The organism is Cellulomonas gilvus ATCC 13127, from assembly GCF_000218545.1.
Taxonomy (GTDB): Bacteria; Actinomycetota; Actinomycetes; order Actinomycetales; family Cellulomonadaceae; genus Cellulomonas; species Cellulomonas gilvus.
Genome location: NC_015671.1, coordinates 3,214,710 through 3,236,682, shown reverse-complemented (window position 1 = coordinate 3,236,682; position 21,973 = coordinate 3,214,710). Strand labels below are relative to the sequence as shown.

Annotated in this window: 20 protein-coding genes; 16 read left to right on the top strand and 4 right to left on the bottom strand. The window is 72.4% G+C overall.

The window, feature by feature from the left end:
* The first annotated feature begins 29 nt into the window (after positions 1–29).
* The 6 genes from CELGI_RS14805 (at position 30) to CELGI_RS14780 (ending at position 7,272) form a co-directional block, all read left to right on the top strand.
* On the top strand, positions 30–1,007 hold the full coding sequence (locus tag CELGI_RS14805; protein ID WP_013884947.1) for a DnaJ C-terminal domain-containing protein: 978 nt from the start codon (positions 30–32) through the stop codon (positions 1,005–1,007).
* Positions 1,008–1,041: 34 nt separating this feature from the next.
* Entirely contained in the window at positions 1,042–1,470 is a 429-nt protein-coding gene (locus CELGI_RS14800) for a heat shock protein transcriptional repressor HspR (RefSeq protein ID WP_013884946.1), read from the top strand.
* 28 nt (positions 1,471–1,498) lie between these two features.
* A complete protein-coding gene (locus tag CELGI_RS14795; RefSeq protein ID WP_013884945.1) occupies positions 1,499–3,007 on the top strand; it encodes an FGGY-family carbohydrate kinase in 1,509 nt (502 codons plus the stop codon).
* A gap of 76 nt (positions 3,008–3,083) precedes the next feature.
* A complete protein-coding gene (locus CELGI_RS14790; RefSeq protein ID WP_013884944.1) occupies positions 3,084–5,366 on the top strand; it encodes a SpoIIE family protein phosphatase in 2,283 nt (760 codons plus the stop codon).
* A gap of 110 nt (positions 5,367–5,476) precedes the next feature.
* On the top strand, positions 5,477–6,448 hold the full coding sequence (locus CELGI_RS14785; protein WP_013884943.1) for a daunorubicin resistance protein DrrA family ABC transporter ATP-binding protein: 972 nt from the start codon (positions 5,477–5,479) through the stop codon (positions 6,446–6,448).
* Positions 6,445–7,272, top strand: a complete 828-nt coding sequence (locus tag CELGI_RS14780; RefSeq protein ID WP_013884942.1) for an ABC transporter permease — start codon at positions 6,445–6,447, stop codon at positions 7,270–7,272. Before CELGI_RS14785 ends, CELGI_RS14780 begins: the two co-directional genes overlap by 4 nt.
* Here the strand turns inward: CELGI_RS14780 and CELGI_RS14775 are convergent.
* A complete protein-coding gene (locus CELGI_RS14775) occupies positions 7,254–10,499 on the bottom strand; it encodes a BTAD domain-containing putative transcriptional regulator (protein WP_041574224.1) in 3,246 nt (1,081 codons plus the stop codon). The genes CELGI_RS14780 and CELGI_RS14775 overlap by 19 nt on opposite strands.
* 46 nt (positions 10,500–10,545) lie before the next feature.
* The gene (locus tag CELGI_RS14770) at positions 10,546–10,893 is read right to left on the bottom strand and encodes a winged helix-turn-helix transcriptional regulator (protein ID WP_041574817.1); all 348 of its coding nucleotides are present in this window, start codon (positions 10,891–10,893) and stop codon (positions 10,546–10,548) included.
* A gap of 200 nt (positions 10,894–11,093) precedes the next feature.
* On the opposite strand from CELGI_RS14770, the gene CELGI_RS14765 reads away from it, so the two are divergent.
* From CELGI_RS14765 to CELGI_RS14720, 10 genes are all read left to right on the top strand, one after another.
* On the top strand, positions 11,094–11,966 hold the full coding sequence (locus CELGI_RS14765; RefSeq protein WP_013884939.1) for an SDR family oxidoreductase: 873 nt from the start codon (positions 11,094–11,096) through the stop codon (positions 11,964–11,966).
* Positions 11,967–12,432: 466 nt separating this feature from the next.
* Positions 12,433–12,681, top strand: coding sequence for a glutaredoxin-like protein NrdH (gene nrdH, locus CELGI_RS14760; RefSeq protein ID WP_013884938.1), 249 nt, complete (start codon positions 12,433–12,435; stop codon positions 12,679–12,681).
* A gap of 70 nt (positions 12,682–12,751) precedes the next feature.
* Positions 12,752–13,168: a class Ib ribonucleoside-diphosphate reductase assembly flavoprotein NrdI gene (gene nrdI / locus CELGI_RS14755; protein ID WP_013884937.1), complete on the top strand. Its 417-nt coding sequence runs from the start codon at positions 12,752–12,754 to the stop codon at positions 13,166–13,168.
* The gene (gene nrdE / locus CELGI_RS14750; RefSeq protein ID WP_013884936.1) at positions 13,138–15,285 is read left to right on the top strand and encodes a class 1b ribonucleoside-diphosphate reductase subunit alpha; all 2,148 of its coding nucleotides are present in this window, start codon (positions 13,138–13,140) and stop codon (positions 15,283–15,285) included. Before nrdI ends, nrdE begins: the two co-directional genes overlap by 31 nt.
* Before the next feature lie 51 nt (positions 15,286–15,336).
* Positions 15,337–16,104 (top strand): NUMOD3 domain-containing DNA-binding protein, encoded by a 768-nt coding sequence (locus CELGI_RS14745; RefSeq protein WP_245528117.1) that lies wholly within the window; start codon positions 15,337–15,339, stop codon positions 16,102–16,104.
* Positions 16,101–17,081, top strand: a complete 981-nt coding sequence (gene nrdF / locus CELGI_RS14740; RefSeq protein ID WP_013884934.1) for a class 1b ribonucleoside-diphosphate reductase subunit beta — start codon at positions 16,101–16,103, stop codon at positions 17,079–17,081. Before CELGI_RS14745 ends, nrdF begins: the two co-directional genes overlap by 4 nt.
* A gap of 810 nt (positions 17,082–17,891) precedes the next feature.
* Positions 17,892–18,254, top strand: coding sequence for a hypothetical protein (locus CELGI_RS14735; RefSeq protein ID WP_013884933.1), 363 nt, complete (start codon positions 17,892–17,894; stop codon positions 18,252–18,254).
* The gene (locus CELGI_RS16830; protein WP_013884932.1) at positions 18,251–18,802 is read left to right on the top strand and encodes an HNH endonuclease; all 552 of its coding nucleotides are present in this window, start codon (positions 18,251–18,253) and stop codon (positions 18,800–18,802) included. The genes CELGI_RS14735 and CELGI_RS16830 overlap by 4 nt, the downstream gene beginning before the upstream one ends.
* Positions 18,799–19,266, top strand: a complete 468-nt coding sequence (locus CELGI_RS14725; protein WP_013884931.1) for a DUF4265 domain-containing protein — start codon at positions 18,799–18,801, stop codon at positions 19,264–19,266. The genes CELGI_RS16830 and CELGI_RS14725 overlap by 4 nt, the downstream gene beginning before the upstream one ends.
* A gap of 182 nt (positions 19,267–19,448) precedes the next feature.
* A complete protein-coding gene (locus CELGI_RS14720; RefSeq protein ID WP_013884930.1) occupies positions 19,449–20,048 on the top strand; it encodes a TetR/AcrR family transcriptional regulator in 600 nt (199 codons plus the stop codon).
* Between the two features lie 19 nt (positions 20,049–20,067).
* On the opposite strand, the gene CELGI_RS14715 is transcribed toward CELGI_RS14720, so the two are convergent.
* Entirely contained in the window at positions 20,068–20,772 is a 705-nt protein-coding gene (locus CELGI_RS14715; protein ID WP_013884929.1) for an ABC transporter ATP-binding protein, read from the bottom strand.
* The gene (locus CELGI_RS14710) at positions 20,769–21,899 is read right to left on the bottom strand and encodes an ABC transporter permease (RefSeq protein WP_013884928.1); all 1,131 of its coding nucleotides are present in this window, start codon (positions 21,897–21,899) and stop codon (positions 20,769–20,771) included. Before CELGI_RS14710 ends, CELGI_RS14715 begins: the two co-directional genes overlap by 4 nt.
* Positions 21,900–21,973: the final 74 nt, after the last annotated feature.

Here is a 21,973-nt window from a genome sequence, read left to right as displayed (position 1 = left end):
AGCAGGCTACGTACCCGGAGGGAGGCGCCGTGACCGGTCAGGACTGGCTCGAGAAGGACTTCTACGCCGTGCTCGGCGTCTCCAAGGACGCCGATGCGGCGACCATCAAGAAGGCGTACCGCAAGCTGGCCCGGGAGAAGCACCCGGACCACAACCCCGACAACCCCCAGGCCGAGGCCGCGTTCAAGGACATCGGCGAGGCGTACTCGGTGCTCTCGGACGCCGAGCAGCGTCAGCAGTACGACCAGCTGCGCGCGATGGCCGGGGGCGCCCGGTTCACCGCGGGCGGCCGCGGCGGGGGCGGGTTCGAGGACATCCTGGGCGGCATGTTCGGCGGCGGCGGGGGTGGCGGCGGCCGCGTCCGGTACGCACCGGGCGGTGCGGCCGGGTTCGAGGACATCCTCGGCGGGATGTTCGGCGGCGGGTTCCAGCGGGGCCCGCAGCCGGGTGCGGACCTTGCGGCCGTGGTCGAGCTGCCGTTCCGGCAGGCCGTCGAGGGTTCGACGGTCTCGCTGCAGGTGGAGGGCCGGACCGTCAACGCGCGCATCCCCGCGGGGGTGCGGGACGGCCAGAAGATCCGGCTGCGCGGCAAGGGCCGGCCGGGCGAGCCGGGGGCCCCGGCGGGCGACCTCGTCGTGACCGTGCGCGTGGCCCCGCACCCCGTGTTCGCGCTCGACGGCCGCAACCTCAAGGTCACGGTCCCGATCGCGTTCGACGAGGCCGCGCTGGGCGCGACGGTCGACGTGCCGACGCTGGCCGGGGACGTCGTGCGGGTCAAGGTGCCCGCGGGCACCCCGTCGGGGCGCGTGCTGCGCGTCAAGGGCCGCGGCGTGCCGGGCAAGGACGCGAGCAGCCCGACGAAGGACGCGGGCGACCTGCTGGTGACCGTGCAGGTCGTCGTGCCGCAGCGGCTCTCGGACGCGGCGCGGGAGGCGGTCCAGGCGTTCGGCATCGCCACGTCGGGCCAGGACGTCCGCGCCGACCTGATGGCCCAGGCGCGGCGATGACCGAGCCCGACGAGCGGACGGCCGGGAGGTGACCGTGCAGGACGACGCACCCCTGTTCGTCATCTCCCGCGCCGCCGAGCTCGCCGGGATGCACCCGCAGACGCTGCGCCAGTACGACCGGCTGGGGCTGGTCTCGCCGCGCCGCACCGCGGGCCGCGGGCGGCGCTACTCGCTGCGGGACGTGGCCACGCTGCGTGAGGTGCAGCGCCTGTCGCAGGACGAGGGCGTGAACCTGGCGGGCATCAAGCGGATCCTCGAGCTCGAGGCGCAGGTCGAGCGGCTCGCGCGGCAGGTGGACTACCTGCGCTCGTTCGTCGAGCCGAGCCGCCGCGTCTTCACCGCGGACCCGCGCGGTGACGTCGTCGCGACCCGGCGCGTCCCGCGCACGCCGCGCCCGCAGCAGGCTCCCCGCGCGATCGCCGCGGCGGGCGCCGTCGTCCTCTGGCGTCCCACGCGCGACTGACGAGCGCGCCCCCGGGCAGGATGGGGGCGTGCTGGTGGTCGGGGTGGATGTCGGGACGACGAACCTCAAGGTCGCGCTCGTCGACGTCGAGCAGGCGCGCGCCGTGGCCGTGGCCGCCGCGCCCACCCCTCAGCCGGGCGACCTGTCGACCGTTCTCGCGGCCCTGCTGACGCGCGTCCTCGACGGGCGGCCCGCACCGCGTGCGGTGGGCGTCGCGTCGATGGCTGAGACGGGCGTGCCGGTGGGTCCCGACGACGAGCCGCGCGGCGCGTGGCTGCGCTGGGACGCCCACCGGGGCGACACCCACGCCGACGCGCTGGCCGCGCGGTGGGGCCGCGCGGAGCTGTTCGCGGCGACGGGGGTGCGGGCCTCGGGCAAGGTGCCGCTGGCCACGTGGGCCTGGCTGCGCGAGCACGCGCCCGGGTGGCTGCACGACGACGGCCGCTGGGCGGGCGCCGCGGACCTGGTGGTGCTGGCGCTCACCGGCCGCCTGGTCACGGACCACACGCTCGCGGGCCGGACCATGGCCTACCGCCTGGGCCGGCCGGGGCGTCTCCCGGACGCGTTCGACGACGAGCTGCTCGCGGGCGTCGGGCTGGCCGCGCGGCACGTGCCCCGCGTGCTGGCGCCGGGCCAGACCGTGCCGGTGCGTCCCGGACCGGCGACCGCGGACCTGCCCCCCGGGATCCCGGTGACGGTCGCGGGGCACGACCATGCGGTCGCGGCGTTCGCCGCGGGCGTCCGGCAGCCCGGCCGGGTGGCGGACTCGCTGGGCACGGCCGAGGTGGTCTGCACGGTGCTCGAGGGCGACCCGGCCCCGGACCCGGTGGCGGCCGCCGGCATGAGCCTGGTGCGCACGGTGCGCGGCGACCTGCCCGCGCTGGTGGCGGGCACGTCCAGCGCGGGCGGCGCGGTCGCGTGGTGGCTCGCCACGTACGCGGGTGACCTGGCCGACGACGAGCGCGCGCACCTGCTCGCGGCGGCCTCGGACGCGCGCGACGACGACTGGTGGCGCGCGCTGCGCACGCAGGAGGACGCGTTCCTGCTGCTGCCGTCGGTCGCCGGCCGGCAGACGCCCGCACCCGACCCGGGGGCCCGGCCCAGGCCGGTGGGCCGCGTGCCGGCCGATCCCGTGGCGCACCTGCGCGGGTTGCTCGTCGGGCTCGCGCTGCAGGCCCGGTGGATGCTGGACGTCCAGGCGGAGCTCGCGGGCGGGGCGTCCCGGTGGGACACGGACGTGCGCCTGCTGGGCGGGCCTGCGCACGCGAACCCGGCCTGGACGCGCCTCAAGGGCATGGTGACCCCCGGGCCGGTGCACCTGGTGCTCGAGCGGGAGCCGGTCGCCGTGGGGGCGGCGCTGCTGGCGGCCGAGCGGGCGGGCCTCGTCGACGACGCGGCCGTCACCGCCGCCGTCCCCGTGGAGGAGCCGGCAGCGGTGTCGGTGGGCGGGGCCGCTGCGCTCCGTCCGGGGCCCGGACCGTGGCTGGACGCGGACCGGCTGCTCACGCGGTTCGTCGACGCCGCGACTCACGCGTGAGGTCCCGGGCGGGCTCGTCGGGGGCGTGGGTTACCGTTCACTCCGGTCGGCAGCGGGAGTGAAGGGGAGGACGGGCATGGGCGAGGCGGGCCCCGACGCGTCGCTGCTCGCGCCGGGTGAGCCGGTCGACCTCGACAACTGCGCGCGTGAGCCCATCCACGTGCCGGGGTCGGTCCAGCCGCACGGCGTGCTGCTCGCGGTGAGCGAGCCGGACTTCACGGTCGAGCACGTCTCGCAGAACGTCGTGGACCTGCTCGGCGTCCAGGTCGAGGACGCCCTGGGCGCGCGCCTCGAGCACGTGCTGGGCACCGAGGCGGCCGAGCTGGTGCGCGCGCACGTGCGCACGTTCGGCAACCTGCGCCAGCGCAACCCCATCGTCGTGCCCGCGCGCACCCCGCGAGGACGCGTGGAGCTCGACGCGGTGCTGCACCGCGTGGCGGTCGCGGACCGGACGCTCCTGGTGGTGGAGCTCGAGGAGTCGACCGGACCGCGGCCCTTCTCGTTCCCGAACACCTACCAGGCCGTGCGTGACGCGATGGAGCGGCTGAGCGCGTCAGGCTCGCTCACCGAGCTGTACGACGTCGCGGCGCAGGAGGTGCGCACGCTCACGGGCTTCGACCGCGTGATGATCTACCGCTTCGACGCCGAGTACAACGGCGAGGTGGTGGCCGAGGCCAGACGTGCGGACCTCAACTCGTTCCTGGGCCTGCACTACCCGGCCTCGGACATCCCGCCGCAGGCCAGGGCGCTGTACGAGCAGAACTGGATCCGGCTCATCGCCGACGTCGGCTACACCCCGTCGCGGATCGTGCCGGGCCTGGACCCCGGCTCGGGTCAGCCGCTGGACCTCACGCACTCGGTGCTGCGCAGCGTCTCGCCCATCCACCTGGAGTACCTGGGCAACATGGGTGTCGCGGCGTCGATGTCGATCTCGCTGCTGCGGGACGGCCGGCTGTGGGGCCTGATCGCGTGCCACCACTACTCCGGGCCGCACCACCCGCCGTTCGGCGTGCGGGCCGCGGCGGAGTTCCTCGGGTCCTCGCTGTCCCTGCGCCTGGTGGCCCGCGCCGAGGAGGACGAGCTGCAGGCGGCCCTGGCGGCGGAGGCCACGCTGGTGCAGCTGCTGATCGCCTCACGCGATGCGGACCGCACGCTCGCGGAGGCGCTGGTCGGCAGGTCCCGCTCGGACGTCTCGCTGCGCACGCTCGTGCCCGCGCACGGCGTGGTGGTCCTGGGCGACGGTCAGCGCCAGGCCGAGGGTGAGGTGCCCGACGACCTCGCGGTGCTCACCACGTGGCTGGCCGAGCAGGCCACCGACGTCACGGCACGGACGGCGCTCGCGGACCAGGAGCCGGACCTGGCGGCGACGCTCCCGGGCGTCGCGGGCCTGCTCGCGGTGCGGCTGCCGGAGGACCGCGTGATCGTGTGGTTCCGGCACGAGGCGGTGCGCGACGTGAGCTGGGGCGGCGACCCGCAGAACAAGGCGATCGCCCGCCGCGAGGGCGACACGGTGCGCCTGAGCCCGCGCAAGTCGTTCGAGAAGTGGACGCAGACGGTGCGGGGCCAGTGCACGCCGTGGACGCCCCAGGAGCTCCGCTCCGCCGAGGACCTGCGCCGGCGCCTGCTCGAGACGCTGCTGCTGCGCACCCGGTGGGCGCTGACCTCTGCCGAGACCGTGCAGCGCAGCCTCCTGCCGGCCACCCTCCCGGAGCTGGACGGCTGGCAGGTGCACGCGCGCTACGTGCCCGCCCCGGGTGGTCGGGTCGGCGGCGACTGGTACGACGCGCTCACGCTGCCCGACGGCCGGCTCGCGGTGGTGGTCGGCGACGTCGCGGGCCACGGCCTTCCGGCCGCGGCGGCGATGGGTCAGCTGCGCAACGCGCTGCGCGCGTTCCTGCTGCGGGGTGACTCCCCGGCGCAGGCGCTGCGCTGGACCGACGTGGTGGCACGCCGGACGATGGCGACCGACATGGCGACGGTGGTGGTCGCGGCCGTGGACCGCGCGACCGGTGACGTCGAGCTCGCGATCGCGGGCCATCCGCGGCCGCTGCTGCTCGACGCGGTGGGCGGTGCCGAGCTCGTCGAGACGCGCGTGGACCGGCCGCTGGGCGTCGGCTCGGGCGAACCACCGACGCACCGCCTGCGCATCGAGCCCGGCGGCGGGCTGGTCCTCTACAGCGACGGCCTGGTGGACTCGCGCTCCACCACCCTGCGCGCGGGCCTGGCGCGGCTGGTGCGGGCCTTCCAGCGCGAGGACCCGACGCGCCCCGTGCACATCGACCACGTGCTGCGCGAGTGCACCGACCCGTCGTCGGTGGACGACGTCACGCTGCTGCTGCTCTGCCGCGACCTCGACTGACCGTCGGTCGTCCACCGGCACGGCCCCACCACGCCCGCTGACGGCGTGCCCACCCGGCCGTGTCAGGACGGTGTCGGCGCCGTGTCAGGCGGTCCGGCCAGGCTCGTCGCATGACCACAGACCTGGTGATCGAGGCCGAGGGCCTCGTCAAGCACTTCGGCGAGACGAAGGCGCTGCAAGGCGTCGACCTCGTCGTCCCCCGGGGCACCGTGCTCGGTGTCCTCGGCCCCAACGGCGCCGGCAAGACGACGGCCGTGCGCATCCTGTCCACGCTGCTGCAGCCTGATGCGGGCCAGGCCCGCATCAACGGCCTGGACGTGGTGCGCGACGCCGAGCGCGTGCGTCACATGATCGGCCTGACGGGCCAGTACGCGTCCGTCGACGAGGACCTCACGGGCCGGCAGAACCTGGTGCTGTTCGGCACCCTGCTGGACCTCGGCCGGGCCGGCGCCCGCGCGCGTGCGGTCGAGCTGCTCGAGTGGTTCGACCTCACGCAGGCCGCCGACCGGCCCGCGAAGACGTACTCCGGGGGCATGCGCCGCCGCCTGGACCTGGCCGCGAGCCTCGTCGGGCGCCCGGACGTGATCTTCCTCGACGAGCCCACCACGGGCCTGGACCCCGCCAAGCGTGAGGCCATGTGGGACGTGGTGCGCTCGCTGGTCACGGACGGCTCGACCGTGCTGCTGACCACGCAGTACCTCGAGGAGGCCGACGCGCTGGCCGACGAGATCACCGTGATCGACCACGGCCGCGTGATCGCGCACGACACCCCCGACGGGCTCAAGCGCATCGTCGGCGGCCAGACGCTCGAGGTCCGCCCCGCGGACCCGGCGCGCCTGGAGGAGACCGCGCAGATCCTCACGCAGGTCAGCACGGGCACCCCGGCCGACGAGATCCGCAAGGGCATGCTCGCGGTCCCGGTCACCTCGGACGCGGCGATGACCGAGACGGTGGCCCGCCTGGGCGCCGCGGGCATCACGGTCACGGAGCTCTCGCTGCACCTGCCCAGCCTCGACGAGGTGTTCTTCACCCTGACCGGACGGCCCACGGCCGACGACCCCACGACGGAGGTGGCCGCATGAGCACCGCGACCCTCGACCAGCGCACGCAGACGCCGCGCACCCCCGCGGCGGTCACCCACGCACGACCGTTCCCGCTGCTGCGGCACTCGGCGGCCCTGACCCGGCGCAGCCTCATCAAGACGTGGCGCACGCCCGAGGCGCTGATCGACGTCACGCTGCAGCCGATCATCTTCCTGGCGATCTTCGTCACGATCTTCGGCAACGCGGTGGCCGGCAGCACGGGCGACTACCTGCAGTTCCTGCTGCCGGGCGTCCTCGGCCAGACCATCGCCATGGGTGCGATCGCGATCGGGGTGAACCTCAATACCGACATGGAGAAGGGGATATTCGACCGGTTCAAGTCGCTCCCCATCCCGCGCTCGGCCCCGCTGCTCGGTGCGGTCAGCGGCGACGTGGTGCGCTACGTGATCGTCACCGTGGTCACGCTGGCCACGGGCTACGCGATGGGCTTCCGCATCGCGACCGATCCGCTGCAGATGATCGCGGGCTGCCTGCTGGCGATCCTGTTCGCGGTGTGCCTGTCCTGGGTGAGCGTGTGGGTGGGCATGCTGGTGCGCACGTCGGGCGCGGTGCAGGGCGTGATGTTCCTGCTGATCATGCCGCTGACGTTCGGTTCCAACGTGTTCGTGCAGACCGACGACCTGCCGGGCTGGATGCAGGGCTTCGTGGACGTCAACCCGCTGACGCACCTGGTGGACTCGATGCGCGGCCTGTTCCTGGGCACGCCGCTGGGCGACCACGTGTGGTGGACGCTCGCGTGGTGCGTCGGCCTGGTGGCCGTGTTCATGCCGCTGGCGATGCGCGCCTACCGGCGCAAGGTCTGACGGGCACCCAGGACGTCGTTGACGATCGTCTCGATCCGGGCCGTGACCTGCTGGATCGGCAGAGCCCGCAGGTCGCCGACCCGTGCGGTCGCGGCCGGACCGGTCAGGCGGACCGTCAACGACGTCTCGGGGTCCAGCGAGCTCGTGATCCACGCGATCGTGGCGCCCAGCCGCGTGCCGAGCGACCACAGCTCGGCCGCGGTCGCGGCGTCGCCGCGGAACGCCGCGAGCTCCGCCGTGCCCAGCGCGTACGCGCCGATCACGGGCATGTCCCGCATGCGCGCGACGTCGGCGGCGGTGGGCGTCACGATCTCCACGACGCGGGCCTGCACGTCGTCGGGGCTCATCCCCGCGACGCCCGTGACGCCGCCGGGCTCGTCGGGCCAGCCGTCCGGCACGGCGGCGTGCAGCAGCAGCACGGCCGCGGCGACGCGCAGCACGGTGCGGGACTGCGGTGCGCCGCCCTCGTCGTCGCCCAGCTGATCGACCGCGCGCAGCACGTGCTGCGCGGCCTCGTCGCGCTCGCGCCGGCCCAGCAGCACCTGACCGAGGCCCAGCAGCGCCTGCGCGCGGTCCATGGGCTCGAGGTGGGGCGCGGCCGCCAGCTCCCGCAGCGCCTCGAGCCGGTCCTCCTGGCCCGTGAGCGCGTGCTGCACATCCAGCAGCAGGCGCAGGCTGCGCGCGTCGAGCAGCGCACCCACCAGCTCCAGGTGCTCGATGGCGCGTTCGAGCCACGTCATCACGTCCTCGCCGCCCAGGCGTGCCGACCACTGCGCGACCGCCTGCGCGGTCATGCCCATGCCCCAGTGGTCGCCCGCCTGCCGGAACAGCGCGTACGCGGCGAGCGCGTCCGGCACGCACGAGGCCGGGTCGCCGGCGTTCTCGCGCACGGCCGCACCCAGGAACGTGCCGAGCCCGCGGACCCACGGGTCGCCGTGCCGCGCGAGCTCGGCGGCGGCGAGCTCCGCGCGCGCCGGGTCGCTGAACGTCATGGCGGGCAACGCGGTCGAGACCGCGCGCATCCGGTCGCCGACCTGCGCGGCCTGCTCTCCCCGCACACCGCGCAGCACGCGCCCCGCGAGTGCCGCGAGCCGGTTGGACGCCGTGACGCCGCTGTTGACGGCGGCGTGCACCGCGGCTGCGGTGAGGCGGTCGCCGTGCGGCGCGCTGTCGTCGCCGTCCCGACGTGCGGCGTACAGCGCGGACGTGCGGCGGCGCGCGGGGTCGTCGGCGGCCAGCAGACGCGTGGCCCAGGTGACGGTCTCCACGTGCAGGCCGCGGATGGTCCACCAGTGGAACAGCGCCGCGCAGAGGTCCACCGCGGCGGCCTCGTCGTCGTGCGCGAGCGCCCACCGCAGCGCGCCGACGAACGTCTCCTGGTCGCGTGCGCATGCGGCGAGCGCGTCGAGCTGGCCGGGTCCGACGAGACGCGCGGCCAGGTCCACGGCCTCGGCCGCGGCCCACGCGACCAGTCCCCGCATCGCCGCGGCGCGGTCCCCGGCGGCCTGGAGCCGTGCGTCGCCGTACTCACGGACGGTCTCGAGCATGCGGTAGCGCGCGGGGTGCACGCCGTCGTCGTCGAGCGCGAGCAGCGACTGGTCCACCAGGACCGCGAGCCCGCGCCGCACCGCCGCCTCGTCGCGGCCCGCGACCGCCGCGGCCGTGGCCGCGGTGAACGCCGCCGGCACCACGGACAGCCGCTGGAGCAGGTCCCGGTCGTCGGCGTCGAGCAGCGCGCGGCTCCAGTCGACCATCGCCCACAGGCTCGCGTGCCGCTCGGGCAGTCCCCGCAGCGCGTCGTCGAGCAGCGCGAACCGGTCGTGCAGGCCGTCGAGCACGTCCTGGACCGGCATCGCGCGCAGCCGCGCGGCGGCGAGCTCGAGCGCGAGCGGCAGGTTGTCCAGGCGGTGGCACAGCGCGAGCGCGCGCTCGTCGTCCCACGGCAGGTCCGCGCGGCCCGCGCGCGCACGGTCACGCAGCAGCGCGAGCGCGTCGTCGTCGGGCAGCGTGCCCAGCCGGTGCACGCGTTCGCCCATGAGCCCGAGCGGTGCGCGGGACGTGGCCAGCACGGCCAGCTCCGGCCCGGCGACGCTCAGCAGCATCGCGACGACGTCCGCGGCGGCGTCCAGCACGTGCTCGCAGTTGTCCAGCACGACGAGCCCGTCGAGCTCCTGCGTCGCGGCGCGCAGCCGGCCCACGGGGTCCAGCACGCGGCGCTCCGCGGTGACGTCCGTGCGCGCACCGACCGTCTCCGCACCGCCGAGCACCGCGACCACCGCGGGCAGCACCTCCTCGGGTGAGCGCAGCCCGGCGAGCTCGACCACGTGCACGGTGCGGCCGGGCCGGTCGCCCACGCGCCGCGCGACCTCGGTGGCGAGCCGGGTCTTGCCGGCGCCGCCCGTCGCGACCACCGTGACCACGCGCGCCGTGGCCAGGCCGTCGAGCACCGCGTCGACGTCCGCGGCACGCCCGACGAGCGGCGCGGCCGGGCGGCGCCATGCCGCGGGCAGCGCGTCGGCGGCGGCCGGTGCGGGCGCAGCGGGCCGGACCGGTGCCAGCTCACCGCGCAGGAGCGCCAGGTGCACCTGCGCCACCACGGGTGACGGGTCGGTGCCGTACCGCTCGACCAGCTCGGTGCGCAGCCGCTCGACCACGTCGAGCGCCTCGGCGTCGCGGCCCTGCGCCGCGAGCACCCGGACCAGCATCGCGACCGACGGCTCGTCGGGGGGCGTGCCGGCCGCGAGCGTGCGCAGGTCGGTCTCGTCGAACGGCCCGCCGGTGCGCAGCGCCACCTGCGCGGCGACCGCGGCCGCGTCGGCCAGCAGGTGCACGGCCACGGGTGTGTCGGGAACCGCGGGCAGCAGCGCGCGGGCCTGCGCGGCGGCCGCCACGGTCGCGGGCACGTCCCCGGCGCGCAGGGCGTGGTGCGCGGTCTCGAGCAGGTCGCGCGCCTCGTCGGCGTCCACGCGCACGTCGTCGGCCGGGACGCGGTAGCCCCCCGGCGTGGACTGCACGGCCAGGCCCAGGCGTCGGACGCGGGACACGAGCGCCTGCACCGCACCGGTCGCGTCGTCGGGCGGTGCACCGTCCCACACGGCGTCGACGAGCGCGCCCACGGACACCGCGCGTCCGCGCGCGTCGACGAGCTCGCGGACCACGGCGGCGAGCCGCTCGCCGCGCACGGGATGCCCGTCGATCGCGAGGGGGCCGAGCGTGGTCACGTGCACGCGCCTAGCATCGCGCACACCGCGCCCGGCACCTGCGGTGGGCGGCTCAGGTGGCGGCGGAGCGTCCGACGATCGCGTCGGCGTGGTCGCCGATCCAGCCCATGAGCGGGAGCAGGTGGGCGGTCAGGCCGTGGCCCAGCTCCGAGAGCGCGTAGTCCACGCGCGGGGGGACCGTGCCCGTGACGGTGCGCTCGACCAACCCGTCCGCCTCGAGCGTGCGGAGCGTCTGGGCCAGCATCTTCTCGCTCACGCCCTCCACGGTCCGGCGCAGCTCGCCCCAGCGCAGGCTGCCCTGGGACAGCGCGACCAGCACCAGGACGCCCCACCGGCTGGTCACGTGGTCCAGCACGATGCGGCTAGGGCACGCGGCGGGCAGCCGACCGGCCGCGAGCATCGCGGCGAAGCCCGTGACCTGGGTCACGTCCGGAGCGCCGCTCAGCGTCGTGGTCTGCATGCTTACCCCCAGGTAGGTACCCGACGACGAAGTGGGTACGGTCGATCGGGAAAGTGTACGCGGCCCGCGCCGTTGGACCGTCCGGAGGCCGCGCACCGGCCGTCCGGCACCGCACGGAACACCTGATCGAGGAGAAGCACATGTCTGTCGTCGTCACCGGGGCCACCGGCCACCTGGGCCGTCTGATCGTCGAGGGTCTGCTGGAGGCCGGCGTCGCCCCGGACCAGGTGGTCGCGGGAGGCCGGCGCACCAAGCGCCTGGCGGACCTGGCCGGGCGCGGCGTGCGCGTGGTCGAGATCGACTACGCGCGCCCCGAGACGCTCGCGGCCGCGCTCGCGGGCGCCGACACGCTCATGCTCGTCTCGGGCTCCGAGGTGGGGCAGCGCGTCGCGCAGCACGGCGCGGCGATCGACGCCGCGCGCGCGGCCGGTGTGCGCCGCATCGTCTACACGAGCGCGCCGCACGCGGACGCCACCGAGCTCGTGCTCGCACCCGAGCACCGGGCGACCGAGGAGCTCCTGACCGCGTCGGGCCTCGTCGTGACCGTGCTGCGCAACAACTGGTACACGGAGAACTACGTGCCCACGCTGCAGCAGGCCGCCGCGACCGGCCAGGTGGTCGCGTCCGCCGGCGACGGCCGCGTCGCCTCGGCGTCCCGCGCCGACTTCGCCGCGGGTGCGGTGGCGGTGCTGACGAGCGCGGAGCACGACGGCCGCACCTACGAGCTGACGGGCGACGTGGCGTGGACGCACGACGAGCTGGCCGCCGCGGTCGGTGAGGTGCTGGGCCGGCCCGTGACCTACGTGCGCGCGACGCCCGACGAGCAGCGCGCGGGTCTGTTGGCCGCGGGCCTCCACGAGGGCACCGCGGGCTTCCTGGTCGCGCTCGACCAGAACATCGCGGCGGGCACGCTCGCGGACGTGACCGACACCCTGCGCACCCTGATCGGCCGCCCGACGACCCCGCTCGTCGACGGCCTGCGCGCGGCCTGGACGGCCACCACGGCCTCCTGACCGTCCAGACGGTGGACCCCGCCCCGTCGCCGAGCCTCCGGTGGAACCGGGTGCGGCGGCGGGGCGACGCCCGTTTTCGGGGTGAATCGGGCATACCGGTTGTGGACGACACGGGGGACAACACGCGTCGCGGTGTGGACGCCGCTGTGGGCCCCTGTGGGTCGAATCACGCCCGTGTCGTTCGACCCGCAGGAACATGCAGGTCAGGGGCTCTGTCAGAGGTCCGCCGTACCCTCGAAGCCTGTGGACGAGTCGTCCACCAGGGTGAAAAACCACAGCCGTGTAACACAACACCTAGTGGTTCGTTGCGGTGTCAGACACAAGGTGTAGTGTCTTCCTCACGCGATCGGCCGGGGTGCCGAGTGGTCGTCGGAAGCCCCGTAGAGGGTCGCCGCGGGCGCTCGCAGAAGGTCTTCAGGGTCGCCGCGCAGCTTCAGTTCCACCTCAAGTCTCCGGGGAGAGCACGATGACGATCACGGTCTACAGCAAGCCCGCGTGCGTGCAGTGCAACGCGACGTACCGTGCGCTCGACAAGCTCGGTGCGGACTACACGGTGGTCGACATCAGCGAGGACGCGGACGCCCGCGACTACGTGATGTCGCTCGGCCACCTGCAGGCTCCCGTGGTCATCGTCGACGGCGACCACTGGTCGGGCTACCGCCCCGACCGCATCAAGGCGCTCGCGGAGCGTCTCGAGGCCGTCACCGTCGCCTGAGGCGACGGCACTCGCCGGGCAGCGTCCCGGCGCACCGGATCGACGTCCGTCCGACCCCGTGGGGGCACCGATGAGCTCGCTCGTCTACTTCTCCTCGGCGTCGAACAACACGCACCGCTTCGTGGAGAAGCTGGGCCTGCCGGCCCAGCGGATCCCGTTGCGTCCGACGGAGCCCTTCCTGCACGTCACAGAGCCGTACGTGCTGGTGGTGCCCACGTACGGAGGCGGCAACGAGGGTGGTGCGGTGCCGCGGCAGGTCGTGAAGTTCCTCAACGACGCGGCCAACCGGGCACTCATCCGCGGCGTCATCGCCGCGGGCAACACGAACTTCGGCGAGGCGTACTGCATCGCGGGGGAGATCGTCGCGGCCAAGTGCCGCGTCCCCTACCTGTACGGCTTCGAGCTCATGGGAACGAACGAGGACGTGCTCCGCGTCCGAGACGGATTGGAACGGTTGTGGCAGCGACAGTCACTGATCTCCGCGTAGAGGCGTCGGGCCTGGACTACCACGCCCTCAACGCCATGCTGAACCTGTACGGCGCTGACGGGAAGATCCAGTTCGACAAGGACCGCGAGGCGGCCCGCGCGTACTTCCTCCAGCACGTGAACCAGAACACGGTGTTCTTCCACGACCTGGAGGAGAAGCTCGACTACCTCGTCGAGAACAAGTACTACGACCCGGCGGTGCTCGCGCAGTACGACCGCGCGTTCATCAAGACGCTGTTCCAGTACGCGTACTCGAAGAAGTTCCGCTTCCAGACGTTCCTCGGGGCGTTCAAGTACTACACGTCGTACACGCTGAAGACGTTCGACGGGAAGCGCTACCTGGAGCGGTTCGAGGACCGCGTCTGCATGGTGGCGCTCGCGCTCGCCGAGGGCGACCAGGACTACGCGATCTCGCTGGTCGACGAGATCGTGTCCGGCCGGTTCCAGCCCGCCACGCCCACGTTCCTCAACCTCGGCAAGGCGCAGCGCGGCGAGCCCGTCTCCTGCTTCCTGCTGCGCATCGAGGACAACATGGAGTCCATCGCGCGCGGCATCAACTCCGCGCTGCAGCTGTCCAAGCGCGGCGGCGGCGTGGCCCTCCTGCTGTCGAACGTGCGTGAGCACGGCGCGCCGATCAAGCACATCGAGAACCAGAGCTCGGGCGTGATCCCCGTCATGAAGCTCCTCGAGGACTCGTTCTCCTACGCCAACCAGCTGGGTGCGCGCCAGGGTGCCGGCGCGGTGTACCTGCACGCGCACCACCCGGACATCTACCGGTTCCTGGACACCAAGCGCGAGAACGCGGACGAGAAGATCCGCATCAAGACGCTCTCGCTGGGCGTCGTGATCCCGGACATCACGTTCGAGCTCGCCAAGAAGAACGAGCCGATGTACCTGTTCTCGCCGTACGACGTCGAGCGCGTGTACGGCAAGCCGTTCGCGGACATCGACGTGACCGAGAAGTACTACGAGATGGTCGACGACGCACGGATCCGCAAGACCAAGATCAGCGCGCGCGAGTTCTTCCAGACGCTCGCGGAGATCCAGTTCGAGTCCGGCTACCCGTACGTCATGTTCGAGGACACGGTGAACCGGGCCAACCCCATCGAGGGCAAGATCACGCACTCGAACCTGTGCTCGGAGATCCTGCAGGTCTCGACGCCGTCGACGTTCAACGAGGACCTGTCCTACGACCACGTCGGCCGGGACATCTCCTGCAACCTCGGCTCGATGAACATCGCCCTGGCGATGGACTCGCCCGACTTCGGCAAGTCGGTGGAGACCGCGATCCGCGCGCTCACCGCCGTCTCCGACCAGACGGACATCGAGTCCGTCCCGTCGATCAAGCGCGCCAACCGCGGCGGGCACGCGATCGGCCTGGGCCAGATGAACCTGCACGGCTACCTGGCGCGTGAGCGGATCTTCTACGGCTCCGACGAGGGCCTCGACTTCACGAACATCTACTTCTACACGGTGGCCTACCACGCCATCCGCGCCTCGAACCTCCTGGCGCAGGAGCGCGGCACCGCGTTCTACGGCTTCGAGAAGTCGAAGTACGCGAGCGGCGAGTACTTCGAGAAGTACGTCGAGCGTGAGTGGGCGCCCCGCACCGAGCGCGTGCGCGACCTGTTCGCCCAGGCCGGCATCCACATCCCGACGCAGGACGACTGGCGCGAGCTCGCGGCGCTGGTCAAGGAGCACGGGATCTACAACCAGAACCTGCAGGCCGTCCCGCCGACGGGCTCGATCTCCTACATCAACCACTCGACGAGCTCGATCCACCCGATCGCGTCGAAGATCGAGATCCGCAAGGAAGGCAAGATCGGCCGCGTCTACTACCCGGCGCCGTTCATGACGAACGACAACCTGGAGTACTACCAGGACGCGTACGAGATCGGCTACGAGAAGATCATCGACACCTACGCCGAGGCCACGCAGCACGTGGACCAGGGCCTGTCGCTGACGCTGTTCTTCAAGGACACCGCCACCACGCGTGACCTGAACAAGGCGCAGATCTACGCCTGGCGCAAGGGCATCAAGACGATCTACTACATCCGCCTCCGCCAGCTCGCCCTCGAGGGGACGGAAGTTGAAAATTGCGTCTCCTGCATGTTGTGACTCGGAGCCGAACGCGTGATGAGTGACGACATCCCCGTCGTCGTGGGTCGCGTGTACGGCATCCGTGCAGTCGGATCGACGGAGTACCGGTATATCGGCATGACCGAGTCGACTGCGCTGCGCCGGTTCGCTCGGCACCGAGCGAACGCACGCGCCGGGCGTCGCACGCCGTTCTACGACTGGCTGCGCAAGCACGACCACGAGGCGGTCGTCGACGAGCTCGAGCTCGTGCTCACGACGCGCGAGGACCTGGGCGCCGCCGAGATCCGCTGGATCGCCGAACGGCGGGCGAGCGGTGACCGCCTGCTCAACCTCACGGACGGTGGTCTCGGCCCGACCGGCGTCGTGTGGAGCGACGAGCAGCGAGAGGCGGCACGCGTGCGCTCGACCGGGCGGAAAGGCATGAGCCGTCCGGGAGCGCTCAACCCGTTCTACGGCGCGAGCCACTCGGCGGAGCAGCGCGCCCGTTGGTCGCGTGACCGAGCCGGGAGCAACACGGGCGAGGCGAATCCCAACTTCGGAAAGTTCGGCCCGGAGCATCCGAGCTACGGCCATCACATGAGCGCAGAGGCGCGGCAGGCGCTCTCTGGCGCGCGTCGCGGCGAGCTCAACCCGAACTACGGGCGGTCTGCGTCGGCGGAGACCCGCGCGAAGATGTCTGCAGCGCGCGTCGGACGTCCGAAGCCGTCGAGCCGCCGCAGCGCGCACACGAGGCATCACACGAACAAGGGCGTCTGGAACCCGCAGTGCAGGTTCTGTGACTCGACCGTCGAGCGGCAGTTCGCTCTGCTCGTACTCCAGGGAGATGAGAAGGCATGACCCCCACCGGGAAGCTGAAGCTGATCGACCGTGTCTCGGCGATCAACTGGAACCGGCTCGAGGACGACAAGGACGCCGAGGTCTGGGACCGGCTCGTCGGTAACTTCTGGCTGCCGGAGAAGGTGCCGGTCTCGAACGACATCCAGTCGTGGGCCACGCTGACCGAGGCGGAGAAGACGCTGACCATGCGCGTCTTCACCGGCCTGACACTGCTGGACACCATCCAGGGCACGGTCGGTGCGGTCTCCCTCATCCCGGACGCGCTGACCCCGCACGAAGAGGCCGTCTACACGAACATCGCGTTCATGGAGTCAGTGCACGCGAAGTCGTACTCGTCGATCTTCTCGACGCTGTGCTCCACCAAGGAGATCGACGAGGCGTTCCGCTGGTCGGAGGAGAACGTCAACCTCCAGCGCAAGGCCGAGATCGTCATGAAGTACTACCGGGGCGACTCGCCGCTCAAGCGCAAGGTGGCCAGCACGCTGCTGGAGTCGTTCCTGTTCTACTCGGGCTTCTACCTGCCGATGTACTGGTCCAGCCGCGCCAAGCTCACGAACACGGCCGACCTGATCCGCCTGATCATCCGTGACGAGGCGGTGCACGGGTACTACATCGGCTACAAGTTCCAGAAGGGCCTCGAGAAGCTCTCGCAGACCGAGCGCGACGAGCTCAAGGACTACACGTTCGAGCTGCTCTTCGAGCTGTACGACAACGAGGTGGAGTACACGCAGGACCTGTACGACGGCGTCGGCCTGACCGAGGACGTCAAGAAGTTCCTGCGCTACAACGCCAACAAGGCCCTCATGAACCTGGGCTACGAGGCGCTGTTCCCGCGCGACGAGACCGACGTCAACCCGGCGATCCTGTCCGCGCTCTCCCCGAACGCCGACGAGAACCACGACTTCTTCTCCGGCTCGGGCTCCTCCTACGTCATCGGCAAGGCCGTCAACACCGAGGACGAGGACTGGGAGTTCTGATCCGATTTCTCCCCGCCTGGCGGAGCGAGCCGGACCTGCTTCGCCGGGCACCTTGGGGCGGGTGTGGTAGGCGGTGTGCGGGGGTGGCTCGGTCCAAGGCGCGGTGGAGTCGAGGGCCTGACCAGGCTCCCCCGGCACCTACGAACGATGTCGTGAACCACAACACCATGCTCCTCCGCTTCGTGTAGCCGCCTCGGGCCAGCGCGCAGTCGGTCCGTGCGTCCCCGCTTGTTCCGCACCGATGCGGCCGGCCTGCCGCGCGGGCCGACCTTGGCGGCAGGCGGTGCGCATCTGGGCCATCTGGGTGATCTATGGGGGCGATCGAGCGCTGGACGCGCCTACCTGGGCCAGGCCGGGTTCCCGACGATCTCAAGGTGGTACGAATGGAGTCGCCGGGCGCTCGGCCGAGCCCAATCGGCCCGCCAGAGCGATCGAGGGGCGACGTGACTTCCCCGGCGGCGCGAGCGTAACCGGCTGGAACGGCCAGCCGACCGACCGTGGGGAGTGGAGCGTGCGTGCAGGGGGTCTGCGGGCTTGGATCGGGTTGGTTGCCGCTATGGGCGTGGTGCTGGGTGTTGTAGCGGTCGTGCCTCCCGGAGAGGCCGTCGCTGCGTCGGTAGGTGCGCCGGCGCCGTACAGCGCGGATCCTGCTCCGTCCGGCTGGACTGCCACACCGCAGGTGACCGTGGCGCCCCGAAACAACGGTGCTCAGGTCGGACTCCGAAGCTCATCGAAGAGCGGCGGCCCGACGATCGACGTTCGGATGCCGGACGGTTCCCGTTATCGAATCCACGTGGACGAGTGACAAGCATGCGAAGGACCCCCAAGGAGGATCTCCTCGTCGGCGGCCTCGACGACTGGGCTGACGCGGGCTGGGCGCTGATGTCGGCACGGTTGGGCGGTGCAGAAGACCCCGTGGCGCTCAGGGACTACACGCTCGGGCTGATCGCCGAAGTCCTGGACGAGGGGTTGATGGTTGCCGGTGATGTCATAGCTGGTGAGCACATCCCCTGGCCTGGCAGCGCCGAGGAAGCCGCCGACCGCATCCGGCGCGATTGGCTCGACGAGTGGGGCGAGGACGTTCCGACGCCCGGTTCTGTGGTGTGGCTTGCCAACACGTCCGCTGGCGACGAGATCGGCCGAGCTGTGTTGGCGAGAGAGTCGCTCGAATGAAGTGGCTCCTCGCATCGCTGGTCGCCATGCTCGGTGTCCTGGTCGTCGGGCCCGACTCCGCTGCGACGCCCGCCTACGCCTACGACGCGGTCGCCTACGCCTACGACGCACCCGCGCTGCCGTCGTCGCAGAGCGCAACGACGACGTACGTGCGCGGGTCGCCTGCGGGGCCGGCAGTCGGGTCGTGGGCAAGCCCTGCCTTCGCCCGCGACGACGTAGTTGCCGCAAACACCGCAGGCGACGCGATCCCTGCGATCAAGCCTGGTTCCTCTGGTGGTCCTACTGCGGGCCAGAGGTTCCCCGGGTCGGTACGCGAAGAGGTGCTCCAGGACAATCCGAGCACGTGTGTCTACTGCCGCATGGAGACGGATAGCCCGCAGGTCGATCATGTGATTCCGAGGTCTCGTGGTGGCAACGCCACCGTGGAGAACGGCCAGACCACCTGCCCCTGGTGCAATAACTCCAAGAACAGCCGGGACTTCCCCGTGAACCCACCCGCTGGGTACGAGGGGCCCTGGCCGCCGTCGTGGTGGGATCTGGGCTCGTGACGGCCGCGGAGAAGTTCTCGACGCACTCAGGGCCGGCGTGGCGCGAGAAGGCCAACTTCGTCATCAACGCCAAGCTTCCCGAGGAGGGTCGCTTCGAGCAGCTCTGGGCACGCCAGGTCTCCGAGGACACTTTCGAGCTGTGCTGCATCCCGTTCTTCCTCTACGACGTCGCGCTGGGTGACGTCGTGCAGACGCGGGAGGCTCACGGCCGCAGGTACGTGCTGGACACGGTTGTCCAGCCGTCGGGTCACTATGTGTTCCGCGCCTACTTCGGGCGCTCGGCGCATCCGCGGGAGGAGATCGTCGAGCGACTCACCGAGCTCGGTGCCGTGGTCGAGTGGTCCTCGGCGACGCTGCTCGCGATCGACGCGCTCGACCTTGACCACGCTCAGCAGATCGCCGACTTTCTTCAGATGCGAGCCGGCCTTGGGCAGTTGATGTTCGAGACCGGAAAGACGTCCTGAGTCAGCTGGCGTCGGTGGTCAGGGCGCGGAGTTTGGTCTTGGTGACGAGGGCGGAGCTTGACCCGCTTCTCCGGACATCTTGATCTACGACCTGCTCGGGCGTGCACGTCCACGTAGGGAGCGTGGGATCCTGGCCTGCGGCTCGGCGGAGGGCCGCGGGACCGTGATCAGGGAGGGACGGCATGCCACGCATCGACGCCCCCACGGTGGCGGAGCATCGCGCGGTTCGTGAGCGGGCGTTGCTGGACGCGGCGCGGGAGCTGCTGACGGCGGCGCCGGACCGGGTCCCCACGCTCGCGGCGGTGGGTCAGGTGGCGGGGCTCTCGCGGTCGAGCGTCTACCAGTACTACACGTCGCGTGAGGACCTGCTGCGCGCGGTGGTGGCGGACTCGTTCCCGCGCTGGCAGGAGCGGCTGGCGGTGGGGCTCGCGGCGGCCGAGCGGCCCGCGGAGCGCGTGCTGGCCTACGTGCGGGTCAACCTCGAGCTGGTGGCCGACGGCGAGCACGCGCTCGCGCGGACGCTCGCGTCGGTCGCGGCGTCGGAGGACCTGGCGCGGCGGTCGCGCGCGTTCCACGAGGAGTTGCTGGTCCCGGTGCGGGCGGCGCTGCAGGAGCTGGGCGCGGCCGACGTGGCGCTGACCACGGAGCTGATCAACGCGGTGGTGCACGCGGCGTCCCGGCACGTCGAGGAGACGGGCGACCTGGAGCGGGCGTACGCGTCGGCGGCCGCGGTGGTCGAGCCGTACCTGCGCGATCTGGCGACGGCGGCCGGGACCGCCTGATCCGCGGCCGCCGTCGCGGTCACACGGGCGAGAGGCGCCCGTCCACCATCTCGAGCACGCGGTCGCAGTGGACGAGCACGTCGTGGTCGTGCGTGACCATGACCGTCGCGACGCCCACGTCGTGCGTCTCGCGGGCCAGCAGCTCGACGATCTCGTGGCTGCGCCGCCGGTCCAGCGCGGCGGTGGGCTCGTCGACGAGGAGCACGGACGGCGAGGCGACCAGGGCCCGCGCGATCCCGACGCGCTGACGTTCCCCGCCGGACAGCTTGCCGGGCCGGCGGTGCGCGCGGTCGGTCATGCCGACCGCGTCGAGCAGGGCTTCCGGTGAGGTCTGTGCGCGGCGGCCGGTGATGCGCTCCACCAGGCGCAGTTGGTCCAGGGCCGTGAGGGCCGGCACCAGGTTTCCCGACTGGAAGACGAAGCCGACCTGGTCGCGGCGGAACGCGGCGAGCGCACGCGAGCGCAGCCCGGTCAGGTCGATCCCGTCGACGACGACCGCGCCGGACGTCGGGTGGGCGAGCCCGCCGGCGACGGCGAGCAGGCTCGACTTGCCCGCCCCGGAGGGTCCGACGACGGCGACGAGCTCGCCGGGTGCCACCTCCAGGTCCACGTGGTCGAGCGCGGCGACCTGCTGGTCTCCGTCGCCGAAGGTCAGGGTGACGTCGGACAGGCGCAGCCCGGTCCGGGTCGCAGTGGCCGGCTGGTGCGGGGAGGTGGTGGTCATCGGTTCTCTCCGAGTGCGGTGACGGGGTCGACGGTCGCGATGCGCGCGGTGGCCACGGCCGCGCCGACGAGGCCGAGGCCCAGGAGCAGCGCGGCGCCGGTCGTGACGGGTCCGGCCTCGAGCGCGAACGGCATGCCGGTGCCGTCGAGCGCGGCCCCCGCGCCGAGCCCGATCGCGACGCCGACACCGACCGCGGTGACCAGCAGGATCGCCGCCTGCATGAGGCCGTCAGTCAGCAGGTAGCGGGTGGAGGCGCCGATCGCGCGCATCACCGCGAGCTCACGAGTCCGCTGCACCGTCCACAGGGTGAAGAACGCGCCGACGACGAGCGCGGAGATGGCGAACAGGAACGCCTGGATGAGCTGCATGGTCATGAGCTCGGCGCTGTACCCGGGCGAGGAGTCGAAGGCGTCCTCGATGGTCCGCGCGGACGTCCCGGCGGCGGCGTCGCCGGCGGCCAGGTCCGGCGTGGCCCCGCCGGGGCCGCGCAGCGCGACGGCGCTGGCCACCTGGTACGCCTCGGGTGTGAGCTGGTCGCCCGGTCCGGCGCCCGCATGCACTTCCTGCCACGTGCGCAGGGACAGGAACGCGATGTCCACGTGCCCGAAAGTGCGCTGGTCGGCGGTGAAGCCCACCACCTCGAGCGTCGTGCCCAGGCGGTCCAGCGTGATGACGTCGCCCAGCTCGATGCCCAGGTCGCGCGCGGAGGTGCTGAGCACCACCTCGCCGTCGTCGGTCACCGCACGCCCGTCCGCGGCGGCGGGGGAGACGAAGCCGCCGGGCTCGACGCCGAACAGCGTCAGGTCCACCGGCGTCCCGTCCTCGTTCTTGGCGTTGACGATCGACGTCCCCAGCAGCTCGGCCTCCGCGACGTCCGGCTGCGCGGCCCAGGCGTCGCGCTGCTCGCTCGTCACCTCGGACCGCGTGAACGCGGAGTCGGTGCGCGTGCCCTCGGCGAACGCGACGGCCTGGATCGGGCTGCGGAGCAGCCCGGAGACGCCGTCGACGACGAGGCCGGAGGACAGGCCGGACAACAGGACCATGAGCACGGCGATGAGCGCGACGACCGCGCCCATGAGGCCGAAGCGGGTGCGCGCGAAGGCGAGTTCACGTCGGGCGAGGAACACGGGGCACGGGCCTCTCGTAGCCGCGCGCCGAGCATTTCCCGACGCGGTGTCGGCATCATATCGACACCGCGTCG